We start from the raw sequence: 12,760 nt of genomic DNA, 5'->3' as shown, positions 1-12,760 counted from the left end.
TAATAGAATCTACTATGAGAGATGCTATTGAAGAAATATTTAATGAAATGAAAAATCAAGGAGTTTCCTTCAATAAAATTAGACCTGAATTAAAGAAAATTGTTCTTCAGAATTTGAAGCGGAGAAATCCCGATAAAGTTTTTCAAAAAGTTGTAGATATATCTGTTGATATTATTACTGTTGGATTTGATAAAGAAGAATTATTTTCGGGAAATATTGATGCTCAAAAGATTAAAACAACAGCTAAGGAATATGGATTTTCTGCAAAAACAAAAACTGATAGTAGCGATTTATTGACAGTTAAGGATAATAGAAATGATTTAGCACATGGCATTAAATCTTTTGCCGAAGTAGGAAAAGATAAAAGTGCTGATGAACTGATAAAAATTAAAAATAAAGTAGTCAAGTATTTAAGGCAGATTCTCGAAAATATTCAAATATATATAGATAATCAGGAGTATTTAGATTCAACAAATACTCCCTAATTTATTTCCTGAATATGATTGAGAATACTTGTTGCTACTACCTCACCTAACTTGACAGGAACAGCATTCCCTATTAAACGCCCTATCTTGATAATAGAATCTACTATGAGAGATGCTATTGAAGAAATATTTAATGAAATGAAAAATCAAGGAGTTTCCTTCAATAAAATTAGACCTGAATTAAAGAAAATTGTTCTTCAGAATTTGAAGCGGAGAAATCCCGATAAAGTTTTTCAAAAAGTTGTAGATATATCTGTTGATATTATTACTGTTGGATTTGATAAAGAAGAGTTATTTTATGGAAATATTGATGCTCAAAAGATTAAAACAACAACTAAGGAATATGGATTTTCTGCAAAAACAAAAACTGATAGTAGCGATTTATTGACAGTTAAGACTAATAGAAATGATTTAGCACATGGCATTAAATCTTTTGCCGAGGTAGGAAAGGATAAAAGTGCTGATGAACTGATAAAAATTAAAAATAAAGTAGTAAAATATCTGAGGCAGATTCTCGAAAATATTCAAATATATATAGATAATCAGGAGTATTTAGATTCAACAAATACTCCCTAATTTATTTCCTGAATATGATTGAGAATACTTTTTGCTACAACCTCACCTAACTTGACAGGAACAGCATTCCCTATTAAACGCCCTATCTTGATAGAAGCAAAAGATTCATTAGGAGGAAAAAATTGGTATTTTTTAGGAAAAGTTTGCAATAATGCCGCTTCCCTCAGAGATATTGCCCTATCTTGTTTGGGATGTCCAAATCTACCATTGCCAAAACCAAAGCACTGAGTCGTTATAGTTGGACTTGGACTATCCCATTCCATCCTACCGTAAACCGATGGATATGACTTACCACTCTTCTTAGTATGGCATTTAGCAATCAAATCTTCTGGCCAGTCTCTCCACGTTCCTCCTGGTTTAGAAGCACGAATACGACGGAGATTCAGTGCTGAAAGTTTGCTACATTGGTGGAGTGGGTCAGTTTTAGATGATTGACCTGCCTTCAGAGGTTCAAGATGCTCAATAGTATCTCGTACAGTTTTGTAATTATGGCGATCGTAAGTTGGAGGAATTAAATCTATATTGCCAAACTTAGAGGCAAAAAATACTAACCGTCTACGAGCTTGAGGTATACCGTAGTCTTGACACTTAACCTCATAATATGTGACAAAATATTTTAACTCTTCAAGCTTAGTAATAAATTTCTCAAAAACTTGATGTTTTTGCAACTGTGGTACATTTTCCATCGTCACAATATCTGGCATACATCCTTTAACAAGGCGAGCAAAATCATCAAGAAGTTTCCATTTTGAAGAGCGATAGAACTCTGTTTCACCGTCGTGAAGGTCATAGCGTCTTGAATAATTAGAAAATGGTTGGCATGGAGCGCACCCAGCTATAACTTTAAGATGACCTTCTGGAAAATGTTTTGCTAGCTCGATACCCTTAATATTTTCAACACTTTTTTCTATAAACTTGGCTTTATTGTTTTTCTGATAAGGAAACTTACATATCGGGTCAATATCATAACCAACATTTACAGGAAGACCAGCTTTTTCAAAGCCATGGGTTAACCCACCAGCTCCGCAAAATAAGTCTACTGCAGAAATGCCAATCATTATTTACCTCAAAAAGTTTCACATAAGTCGATCCTAAATTATAGGTTAATTAAGTTACTAATTTCAAGTGTTAGAATTCAGAATTTAGAATTAATATCAAATTTGCTTGCTTCGGAGGGGCGATTCGCGTTTGCGGAGCATTCCGTAGAATTGCCCGTACATAAGAAACTGGGTTTATGAGAGGTAGATGTTAGTTTTGTCAGATATTTAATAGACATCTGCCGAAAAGAGGTATGGAGGCAATAGGCAATGGGCAATAGGGGGAAGTAATTCATAATTTCTGGATCAGAATTGATTTGATTTTTGATTTTTGGAGATGTCTAATAGACTTGTCGCTAAATAGAGGGAAAAAATCACTCAAACTCAGGCAGAGTAATAATTCCAGGCATTTGAGAGTCTTGATAGCTATAATCCTTACAGATCAAGGGTTTTGAGGATTTTTAAGTTATAAAGCGACAAGTCTAATATAAACCCGGTTCCTATGCTTTTTTGCACCGATACTACCAAATTTGATATGAAATTCTAAATTCTAAATTCTAAATTCTATTTTATTCCCGCCAACGACCAGAACGAAGAATACTAATAATTAACCACAACCCAAGAAAACTTGCTGTTGTAAATAGAGCTTCACTTAAAACAGATAGCTGACTACTTTGAGAACCTGCAGTTACAATAGCAGCACCAATAATTAACGAACCAACAACCACACTAAAAGATAATCTATTAGCTGATTTATCCACACTACGACGCAAAGGTTCAATATCTTTTAGAGTTAAATTCCACTTCAATGTTTCGGAAGTCAGTCTATCTAAAAATAAGTCTAATTGACGAGGCGAACCTAAAGATAAATTCTTGACATCAATAGCTGTTCTTAATAAAGTTTGTACCGGATCGTCCCCTAATAACTGTCGGCGAAATAAATCGGTCATTAATGGTTTAATCTCATCTAAAAGATTAAGTTGGGGATAAAAACTACGAGCAACTCCTTCTAAATTTCCTAAAGTTTTGGAATACAAACCTAAATTACTCGGTAATTTAATTTTGTTGTTACGACACAGTTGTAAGATGTCATAAAATACCTCAGAAAAGTTAAGTTCAGATAAGCTCAAATTATAATATTTTCGCAGCATTTTGCTGTAATCATTTTCTAACTTAGCTAAGTCCGATCGTTGAGCAACTTCTGCCATTTCCAAAGTTAACTGAGTACATCTTTGAGCATCTAAATCAACTATTGCTAATAATAATTCTGTTAAATTCTGCTGAGTGCGAGGATCGATGCGGCCTACCATTCCACAGTCTAACAGAGCAAGACGCCCATCTTCCAAATAAAATATGTTGCCTGGATGGGGGTCAGCGTGAAAAAAACCGTTGATATAAAACTGTTGAAAGAAAGCACGGCACAATAAAGTAGAGAGAGCTTGCTTTTCTGAATTTATATTGCCATTGTAGTTAGTACCTTTGACCTTTGCTGATAAAATTGGTTTACCATTCAGCCATTCCAGAACTAAAAGCTTCGGGGTGGTTAGCTCCCAATATACTTTCGGAACCATTATTTGCTTCGGTTCAAACCATTTACTTGTGGATAGGTTCCGACGTAGTTCGTCAGTATAACCAGCTTCTTTCGTAAAGTTCAGTTCTGCTCGTAAAGCATCACCAAATTCTTCAGCTAAGGAAAGAATATCGTAACTTTTTCCAAATTCTGTAAATGAGACTAATTCGCCTAAACTTTTGAGCAAGGCAATATCTTTATCTATTATTTTATCAATTCCTGGACGTTGAACTTTGAGAGCTACTTCTGTTCCATCTTTTAAAGTAGCTTTATAAGTTTGAGCAATAGAACCTGCTGCTACACACTCTGTATTAATGTAGCTAAATATTTCTTCTACAGGTTGGGAGAGTTGTTGACGAATTAAGATTTCTACCTCAGACCAAGATATGGGTGGTACATCTGCTTGCAAAGTTGACAGGGTATCTATATAGTCTGCAGGCAATAAGTCTGGACGGGTACTAAGTAGTTGCCCCAGTTTTACATATACCGGACCTAAGTCTACAAGAATATTGCGTAGAACTGCTGGTGTTGGTAAGTCTGGTTCAGCAGTTTTTCCTCCTGTGAGGAGGGTTTTCATGTAGTCCCAACCGTTACGGAGGACAATTTCGACTATTTCTGCTTGACGAGAGCTAGTTACTGCAAGGCTAGATAACACTTGGCCTCCCTATAATGCGGTTGATGTTTGGTTCAGCTTTAGGGACAATTTGGTTGTCTCTATATATAGGATAGCGTTGACGAAAAAAATGGTGTTTTGGGCAAATGTGCATATCATTTTTTTCAGTATTTATCAATTATTTTTGATAGTAGTTGCATCTTTAATTATTGGGAATGAGATGTGGGAAGTGTGGGAAGTGTGGGAAGTGTGGGAAGTGTGGGAAGTGTGGGAAGTGTTGGAAGTGTGGGAAGTGTGGGAAGTGTGGGAAGTGTTGGAAGTGTTGGAATGCAAATTCTGCACGTCAAGTTGTAGCGTTAAAACTAGAAAAAATATATACAAACCTACCTTAAATTTTCAAAAACAAATTTTGAGTATTGATAACTATTGAGGTGTTGAAGTCTCGCTGAAGTATAGCATTACTTTTACTAATTCCTATTAGAACTACACAGGCTATGTAGCGCAAATATTTACGAAATTACTATTCAAGCAATAATCTAACTTTTGAATTTTGAATTTTGAATTTTGAATTTTGAATTAATAAAAAAGGGTATGTAGCGCAAATATTTACGAAATTACTATTCAAGCAATAATTGAACTTTTGAATTTTGAATTTTGAATTTTGAATTAATAAATAGTATCCCTTGTAGCAGAAAGAAAATTCTATATATAGACAGATTTATGCTTTACATAATACTCAAAATTTTTTATATTTATTTTAGAATTGATTAAAAATAGCAATGACTAATATAGAATCCATAGCAATTGAAAGGTTTCAGTCTGGGAGTCCTATAAGCTTAGACAGTTGTCAGTTAAAACGTGAGTTAGTTGGCTCCAGGGTAGTAATGGTGATAGACTGCCCATCTACAGAAAAGTGCCATGAGTTGTGGCGCGATCGCTACTTATTAATGCGTCGGTGTTTAGATTTATGGTTAGCTAATCAAATTGTAATTAGTTATAAAGGGCATCCTTACGGTCGTACTCCGATGCGACAACCTTTGGTATAAAAAAAATTGTGAATTTTTGGTATGGCAATCCTATCATAAAATGTTAAAAGAAAACTCCCGCTATAATCGCGAGATTTAGCGGTGAGATGAATTTCAAGAACGCAAATTAATTGAGCAATATGCCCGCAGATTTTTTTGGAGTTATAATTGTCACAAATTCCGAAATAATTTAACAGCAATAGTGATTACTTTAACTTACCAGTACAAACTTAAGCCAAGCAAACAACAAGATATGGAAATTAATCAGATTCTTGATGTTTGTAAAAGTGTGTAAATTATGCTTTGAGAGAGCGTAAATATCGGTTAAGTTCAAGGAAAGCAGCAATTAATAGTTGCTCAATTATTTCTGAATATATTATCCCTGCGGATCAGACCTATCCTAATTACAATCATCAAGCTAAAAGCCTAACAATAGCTAAGAAAACTAATCCTAGATTAAAGTCAGTTTCGGCTAAGAGCCGACATGAAAATGCCCAAGTTTTACAACAAACTTTAAAGACTTTAAATAGAGCATTTTCTGAAATGAAAAGTTTGGGTAAAGGCTTCCCCAGATTTAAGAAAAATTTGAGAAGCTTTGTTTTTCCTACAATGTTGAAAATAGGATTCCTGTATCTGTAATTAATTAAATAATTGCTTTTAATTTTGAGACAGCTTCATTGAGTTTTCTGATACCCATTTTTGTTTGGTCAACTCCTTGAGTAATCTGTTGGGCACCGCGATTTAAAGTATCTATATTATTTGTAACTTGTTGAGTAGCATTCGCCTGTTGTTTAGAGTTTAAGGCAATTTGTTGACTATTATTAACTATTTCCTCCATTGATTGTGCAACATCTACAAAAATTTGCGCCATACTTTCAGTAATTTGAGTTATTTGTTCTGCATATTTTGTTCCTTCTTCTGTAACTAATACAGTAGAATTAATTGCTGTTTGAATATCTCTGACTAAAATACCTATATGGTCTGCTGATTTTTTACTTTCGTCTGCTAGTTTACGAATTTCTCCAGCAACTACAGAAAAACCTTTACTTTCTGTCCCAGAATGAATAGCTTCTATGGTAGCATTTAGAGCTAACATATTAGTTTGATTAGCAAGAGAACTAACAAGATTAGAAACATTACCAATTTGATGATTTTGTTGGCTTAAGTGGAGAATTTGTTGGGAAATAGCTTCTACTTTATCTTTCAAAGTTGCCATAGCTGTAGATGTTTTTTCAATACTATTAGTACCTTCTTCTACTAAAGATAATGCTGATTTTGCACCTGTTAGTGCTGAGTTTGCTTTATTTGCTGATTCTTGAGATGAAATATTTAATTCTTCCATTGTAATAGTTGTTTCTTGTACTGATACAGATTGTTGATTTACAACTCTTTCTTGTTCGTCAATTGTGGACAGAAGTTGATTAGAAAAAGATGTCACAAAAGTTGTTGTATCCAATGCTGAAACAACTATTTTTCTTAAAATTACAATCCCAATTATGACAACTGTAAATATTGAAACAATTGTAATAATAATTACCAATATTACTAATATTTTAACTGATGAAAATATTGTTTGATATGGTGTTTGATATATCAAAGTAAAAGGAAATGAATTGGTATCTTTGCTTGGAAAAATTGTATAATAACTCAACAAATAATTTTGGCGATTTTGGGTGACTTTTTTAATTAACCCTTGATTTCCAGAGAGAATTTGCTCGGTCACTTCTGGAGAATAGTCTTGTTGCAGGGTTATGTTATTACCCAGTTCAAAACCCCAGGTTTTATCTTGATCTGGATGCAGAATATAATATCCATCTTCATTAACAACAAAAAACAGTTGTTTTAATTGCTCCTCTAATTGTTTGTTTACTGCAAGTTTTAAAATATTTTCAATCAGAATGTTAGCAATTATAATTCCTTTCTTAGTACCTTTTTGATCATAAATAGTAACACCATAAATAATTACAGGTTTATAAGGCTCTTCTATAATTCCATTTTTTTGAGCAAGAGATATTTTTGAGACATAAAGTTCCCCTGGTTGCAAGTTTAATATTTCTTGTAATTGATTTAGATTAGATTGACTTTCAAGCTGATTTTCAGCCAGTTTAATAATTTGATTACCTTGACGATTTACTCTTACTAATTCATTGCCATTTTCATCTAAATAACTAATATTATCATAGTAATAGTCTGACTCAATAAAAGAAGCAAATATCACATTTAAACGATCGACCCAATTTTGATAACTAGAATTATCTAAGGGATCAATACCATTATTATTTCTAGTTCTAATAATTCCTTGAATAGGAGGAGTATTACTTAAATACATAATGTCTGATTTGAGGTTTTCTAAAAACAGACTAATAGTTTCTCCACTATCTTCCCCTTTTGATTCCATTTGTTGAGAAACTAAATTTCTCAAGACATTACTTGAGGAAATAGTGCTATATAGTGTAACAGCACCTACAGGTAACAAAATTCCTGAGATTAGTAATAAGATTAAGTTCTTCTGAAATTTACCCCCAAAAATATATTTCATAATTAATTTAGCCTTTAATTTCAAAAAATTGATTTTTTGCTTGAGTGAGCATTATTGTAACTTATTTTTCGCTCATACTATAGATTATTAATAAATGTTTTGTTGCTGATTATTATTGAATTTAAAAATAGTTATAGCTGAGTGTAAAAATAAACGTGATATGGCAATTGAGACTTGCTAAATAATTATTTCAGGTATATTCTAAATAGTCAAGATTATCTTGGAGTAACTTTGTCTAAATTACTCTGAATAGTCAAAGTAGACTTATGAAATTAATCTATGTCAGAAATAGCTCGAGCAACAAAACCTATTCAAAAAATTCTATTTGGTAGCCCAGGTACAGGCAAAAGTTATAAAGTACGGGAGATAGCAAATAATTCCTTACAAATTCAATGGAATCAATCAAAAAAATCCTTAGAAAATACAATTAAAACTGTTTTTCATCCTGAGTATACATATTCAGATTTTCTGGGAAAGTTATTGCCACAAACTACTGCTGGTGGTGCTGTTATTTATAAATTTTATCCCGGTCATTTTCTTCAAGTATTAGGGTTGGCATATAAATATTTAATTGATGGTAGTAACCAAAATGTACTTTTGGTAATTGATGAATTAAACCGAGGAAATGCTGCTGCTATTTTTGGTCCGATTTTTCAATTGTTAGATAGAGAAATAGATAATTGGTCAACTTATGATGTGAATTTATCGGAGTTAGAAATAGTCGCTTTGTTAAGAGCGATGGGATATGATGCTCAAACAACTGATAAGAATATACAGGTGGATGGAAGTAATTTTGATGTGTTTTGTCAGATGACAAAAATGAAATTGGAAATGAATGATAATCAAGATGGTTTACGAGTATTAGAAAATTTGACAACTCAGAGAATTTCTATTCCGAGAAATTTATCAATTATTGCTACGATTAATACTTCGGATGAGTCTATATATTATTTGGATAGTGCTTTTAAAAGAAGATGGGATTGGGAATATGTGGATGTACCTGGTTATGGAAGAGAAAAAACTAAGGATATAGCGATCGAAGGTAGAGAGGAAAAATGGTTGGATTTTGTGAATAAGTTAAATGATTTTATTAAGGTTAATCATCAAGTTATTCGGCGCATCGAAGATAAACAAATTGGTGTTTGGTTTTTGAAGTCGGAGAATAATCAAGTTACTAAAGAATCTATAGAAAATAAGTTAATGTTTTATCTATGGGATAGTGTATTTCCTAGAGATAGAAGACCTTTAGAAAGTTTGTTGTCGAAGGGCGATCGCCAAAGTATTAAGTTAATTACTTATTCTGATTTTGTTGCTTTATCGGATGATTTTATTGATGGAATTATTTCTTGTGAATGGTTGACTTTTTGAAGGGAAGAGGAAATATAGCAATCAGATTTCAGTTGTAAGATTTTAGTAGTAATTAGGAGTCGTAGCGGTGATTCGCATTTGCTTGCGGAGTATTCCGTAGGAAATCGCCCGTACAGAAGTCAGAATATAAAAGGATTTTGATCGATATTAATTGTTCTTAAATATCTCATAAATCATTCCTGATTGCTATAGGGAATAGAGAAAAGAAAACGGTGGTGGTGCATAGTAATGGTAGAGAGTGTAAGAAAAAAAATATATACCTTAACTATTACTATGCAGGACTACTAAATGTTCTATCTTCACATAATGCCAAGTTTTTCAAGAGAAAAGTAGACCAAATTCAGTTAACTGGTAGTTTTGCTGAATATGATTTTACTGACAATGCTATTTTCCTTGATGGCACTTCGGATCAAATTGCGGTGATTCCAAATGGGTTTACAGGAGAAGATTTTACTTTCGTCTAAATTTATTTCTGGCAGGAAGATTAGCTGTAGTGGCTAGGAATAGTAATTTTTGCTCAGTCTGAGATTTAGGTAGTCGATACTTTTATTGCGTATATGGCAATAGGAATTTTTGCTCACTCTGAGATTTAGGCAGTCGATACTTTTATTGCGTATATGGCAATAGGAATTTTTGCTCACTCTGAGATTTAGGCAGTCGATACTTTTATTGCGTATGTAGCAATAGGAATTTTTGCTCAGTCTCAGATGTAGGAAATTACTCCTATTGCGTATGCAGCAATAGGAATTTTTGCTCAGTCTCAGATGTAGGAAATTATTCCTATTGCGTATGCAGCAATAGGAATTTTTGCTCAGTCTTAGAACTAGGAAATTATTCCTATTGCGTATGCAGCAATAAGAATTTTTGCTCAGTCTCAGATGTAGGAAATTACTCCTATTGCGTATGCAGCAATAGGAATTTTTGCTCAGTCTCAGATGTAGGAAATTACTCCTATTGCGTATGCAGCAATAGGAATTTTTGCTCAGTCTCAGATGTAGGAAATTACTCCTATTGCGTATGCAGCAATAAGAATTTTTGCTCAGTCTCAGATGTAGGAAATTATTCCTATTGCCTATGCAGCAATAAGAATTTTTGCTCAGTCTCAGATTTAGGCAGTCTCAGAACTTTTATTGCGTATGCAGCAATAAGAATTTTTGATCGGTCTTAGATTTAGCAGTCAATACTTTTGGGGGTTTGGAGATTTGAAGAGGTTTTGGTTACCAAACCCCTACGAAATTCTTAACTCCTAACAGTCGTTCAATATGTTGTAGTAATATTTTTGGAAATTGATATAAAATTTTTTACCTAGTTTCATGTTTGAGTAATGGCAGGAGTAAATGAGTCTTTTAGTCTTATAATCACTAATTATCTTGACTTTCTCTTATTCCCTAGATTTATTTATCCGTTTTACTTCTTCTATCTTCCCTCCTCCTTCCTGACAAAAATGATAAATTTTGCCGAAATGAAACCTCAAGTTAATCCTAAATATTCTTTTGTCGGAATTGAAAAAAAGAAAGGTAAGTTAATTTTTCATTTACCAAAAGGATTTACTCAGGACGATCCAAATCTTGATAGATTCGACTTTAAGTGTGAATTGTTTTTCAAACTCTATAAACTCCTGAAAATTATCCAGAAAATCTATCAAGAAAAAGGATATTTACAGAAAAATATCAAAGTTAACGATCGCGATGGTGTACTGAAACAGGAAGTGGGAAAAGAAGTAGTAATCAAAGATAATCAAGAAAGTATTTTTTATAGCAAACTTGATGCGCTAGATAATATCTTAGATATCTACGATGAATTAAAAATATTAGCACTTGTCTCTCGTCTCAGTAAATCTGAAACGATCGACTATAGTAAAATTCATCGCTATCTTCATAAAGCAATTTTCCTAAATAATGGTGCAATATTTATAGATTGCATTGACGCACCTAAGCAACAAATATCTTATGAAGCGTCCGATATTGTGGCAATGTATTGTTATCTATTTAGTGAGATTCAGCAAAAATTAGGAGAAAATGTCAATCCCGAAATTGCTGCTTTATCTGCTAGGTTTCGGGAAAAATATATTGGAGATGAATATAGTTTGTTTAGCGAAACTCATTATCCATTAATTATTGAGACTTTACGAGATGCTTTACAAAAAATTGATAAATATACGCCCTTGAAAGATATAGATTATTGGGATTTTTATGATGCAATTGAAAAATTTTTATTCGGGGAATTAGATGACACAAAAGACGGCAAAATCTGGGGATTTAATAATTTTCATAGTGTTTGGGAGGGAATGTGTTTAACTTATTTGCTCAAACAGACAAATTCATGTTTTGTCTCTTATCTGAATAGTCGATATATCGCGTCAGAAATAATTACTCATTTGAGCTACAAAAACAGAATTATTGATTTGAGTAATATTTTTCACGTCAACGGTAAAGATATTTTTCCCGATGCTGTAATTCTTTCATTTCAGACTAAAAATAACTCCTCAAACTCCGCACTTTTAGATTTAGTTCCGCCTAAAACTTCATATCAAATTGAAAAAGTCAAGAATTGGAATGACTTACGCTACTATACCAGCTTCAAATGTAATAAATATCAATTAAAAATTGCCTCTGTTCACCAAAACCCTCAACTAGAAAATCATACCTTTAATGAGCTGGCTAAATTCGGCAAACTTGAGGGAGACGTACTGACAGTTTATTCTTTGCCAGAGCGGTTTTATTCTTACTGGGAAATCTTGGATGATTTTAATCTCGAACAATTACAAATGATGAAAAATTTGAATCATGTATTTTATCTAGCTTTGAAATTTGGTATCTTATCATCCGACAGATTTTTTCAACGCTTCATTAATTATGTATTGGGTTCTGAATCTCTGCTCAAAGATAATATATTTTATCTGTCATTATTTCGGGATAAAGATAGACTCCGCTCTCTCAAAGAAATTAATCAAAGCTTTGGGAATTTCCTGAAAAAAATTATGAGTAAAATTTCTCTCCAAATCATTGATATTAAATATGCCAACTTTGACTATTATCTTAATCCAGTCAACCGAGAAGAAATTAAAAGTAGAAGTATTAGAAAACAATTTGTCTATGAATATCTAATTCAAAATTATCTGGAAAATCATCAAAATATTGTCAAAAATTGGAGTATTAATAGTGAATTTTGGCTGCCTATTTATAGAAAAAATTTGCCACTGTTTACTCCTGGCGCTAAATATATGGATAATTATGTGAAATTAACAGGGGTTAATATTATGAAAATTATTGATAGTTATATTGAGGGTTAACGAAGTTATAATTCAGAAGTTATTTTAAGAATCTATCTGCCATCTTTTTTTTCAAAATTAGTAACGGCGAGCGCTCCACTTCAGAAAATTTCTAATTTCCTCTATAAAGAGCAGATATTTTAGAAAAGTCTCTGAGAAATTTTCGACTAACTATATAGGTAAGTGAAATTTTCATCTCCTCAGAAAAATGGCAAAAAGTTGAGGGGAGACAAGAGGCGAGCGCTCCACTTCAGAAAATCTCTAATTTCCTCTATA

12 protein-coding genes are annotated in these 12,760 nt (G+C 32.7%); 9 read left to right on the top strand and 3 right to left on the bottom strand.

The window, feature by feature from the left end:
* Together F6K40_RS27925 and F6K40_RS27920 are read left to right on the top strand one after the other, a co-directional pair.
* On the top strand, positions 1-485 hold a 485-nt coding region (locus F6K40_RS27925; RefSeq protein WP_293140404.1), incomplete at its 5' end, for an MAE_28990/MAE_18760 family HEPN-like nuclease.
* An 18-nt stretch (positions 486-503) separates the two neighbouring features.
* Entirely contained in the window at positions 504-1,061 is a 558-nt protein-coding gene (locus tag F6K40_RS27920; RefSeq protein WP_293140402.1) for an MAE_28990/MAE_18760 family HEPN-like nuclease, read from the top strand.
* Here the strand turns inward: F6K40_RS27920 and F6K40_RS27915 are convergent.
* Both F6K40_RS27915 and F6K40_RS27910 read right to left on the bottom strand, forming a co-directional pair.
* The gene (locus F6K40_RS27915) at positions 1,058-2,119 is read right to left on the bottom strand and encodes a DNA cytosine methyltransferase (protein WP_293140400.1); all 1,062 of its coding nucleotides are present in this window, start codon (positions 2,117-2,119) and stop codon (positions 1,058-1,060) included. The genes F6K40_RS27920 and F6K40_RS27915 overlap by 4 nt on opposite strands.
* 548 nt (positions 2,120-2,667) lie before the next feature.
* Complete coding sequence (locus F6K40_RS27910) at positions 2,668-4,323, bottom strand: ABC1 kinase family protein (protein WP_293140398.1); 1,656 nt, start codon at positions 4,321-4,323, stop codon at positions 2,668-2,670.
* A 187-nt stretch (positions 4,324-4,510) separates the two neighbouring features.
* Here F6K40_RS27910 and F6K40_RS27905 point away from each other — a divergent pair, with 187 nt between their 5' ends.
* The 4 genes from F6K40_RS27905 (at position 4,511) to F6K40_RS27890 (ending at position 5,945) form a co-directional block, all read left to right on the top strand.
* The gene (locus F6K40_RS27905; RefSeq protein WP_293140396.1) at positions 4,511-4,711 is read left to right on the top strand and encodes a hypothetical protein; all 201 of its coding nucleotides are present in this window, start codon (positions 4,511-4,513) and stop codon (positions 4,709-4,711) included.
* A gap of 349 nt (positions 4,712-5,060) precedes the next feature.
* Complete coding sequence (locus tag F6K40_RS27900; RefSeq protein WP_293140394.1) at positions 5,061-5,327, top strand: hypothetical protein; 267 nt, start codon at positions 5,061-5,063, stop codon at positions 5,325-5,327.
* Positions 5,328-5,508: 181 nt separating this feature from the next.
* The gene (locus F6K40_RS27895) at positions 5,509-5,601 is read left to right on the top strand and encodes a helix-turn-helix domain-containing protein (protein WP_293140392.1); all 93 of its coding nucleotides are present in this window, start codon (positions 5,509-5,511) and stop codon (positions 5,599-5,601) included.
* Positions 5,602-5,609: 8 nt separating this feature from the next.
* A complete protein-coding gene (locus F6K40_RS27890; RefSeq protein WP_293140390.1) occupies positions 5,610-5,945 on the top strand; it encodes a hypothetical protein in 336 nt (111 codons plus the stop codon).
* Positions 5,946-5,949: 4 nt separating this feature from the next.
* On the opposite strand, the gene F6K40_RS27885 is transcribed toward F6K40_RS27890, so the two are convergent.
* Positions 5,950-7,845 (bottom strand): methyl-accepting chemotaxis protein, encoded by a 1,896-nt coding sequence (locus F6K40_RS27885; RefSeq protein WP_293140388.1) that lies wholly within the window; start codon positions 7,843-7,845, stop codon positions 5,950-5,952.
* Between the two features lie 279 nt (positions 7,846-8,124).
* Here F6K40_RS27885 and F6K40_RS27880 point away from each other — a divergent pair, with 279 nt between their 5' ends.
* The 3 genes from F6K40_RS27880 (at position 8,125) to F6K40_RS27870 (ending at position 12,505) form a co-directional block, all read left to right on the top strand.
* Positions 8,125-9,213, top strand: coding sequence for a restriction endonuclease (locus tag F6K40_RS27880; protein ID WP_293140386.1), 1,089 nt, complete (start codon positions 8,125-8,127; stop codon positions 9,211-9,213).
* A gap of 212 nt (positions 9,214-9,425) precedes the next feature.
* Positions 9,426-9,677, top strand: coding sequence for a hypothetical protein (locus tag F6K40_RS27875; protein ID WP_293140384.1), 252 nt, complete (start codon positions 9,426-9,428; stop codon positions 9,675-9,677).
* Positions 9,678-10,657: 980 nt separating this feature from the next.
* Positions 10,658-12,505, top strand: a complete 1,848-nt coding sequence (locus tag F6K40_RS27870; RefSeq protein ID WP_293140382.1) for a hypothetical protein — start codon at positions 10,658-10,660, stop codon at positions 12,503-12,505.
* Positions 12,506-12,760 lie beyond the last annotated feature (255 nt).

The organism is Okeania sp. SIO3I5, from assembly GCF_010672085.1.
GTDB lineage: Bacteria > Cyanobacteriota > Cyanobacteriia > Cyanobacteriales > Microcoleaceae > Trichodesmium.
This window is presented reverse-complemented; position numbering and strand designations above follow the sequence as displayed.

What these genes read in the sequence shown, in the direction of transcription:
- F6K40_RS27885 (WP_293140388.1), bottom strand. Translation starts at nt 7,845, where the DNA reads ATGAAATATATTTTTGGGGGTAAATTTCAGAAGAACTTAATCTTATTA.
- F6K40_RS27880 (WP_293140386.1), top strand. Translation starts at nt 8,125, where the DNA reads ATGTCAGAAATAGCTCGAGCAACAAAACCTATTCAAAAAATTCTATTT.
- F6K40_RS27870 (WP_293140382.1), top strand. Translation starts at nt 10,658, where the DNA reads ATGATAAATTTTGCCGAAATGAAACCTCAAGTTAATCCTAAATATTCT.
- F6K40_RS27900 (WP_293140394.1), top strand. Translation starts at nt 5,061, where the DNA reads ATGACTAATATAGAATCCATAGCAATTGAAAGGTTTCAGTCTGGGAGT.
- F6K40_RS27915 (WP_293140400.1), bottom strand. Translation starts at nt 2,119, where the DNA reads ATGATTGGCATTTCTGCAGTAGACTTATTTTGCGGAGCTGGTGGGTTA.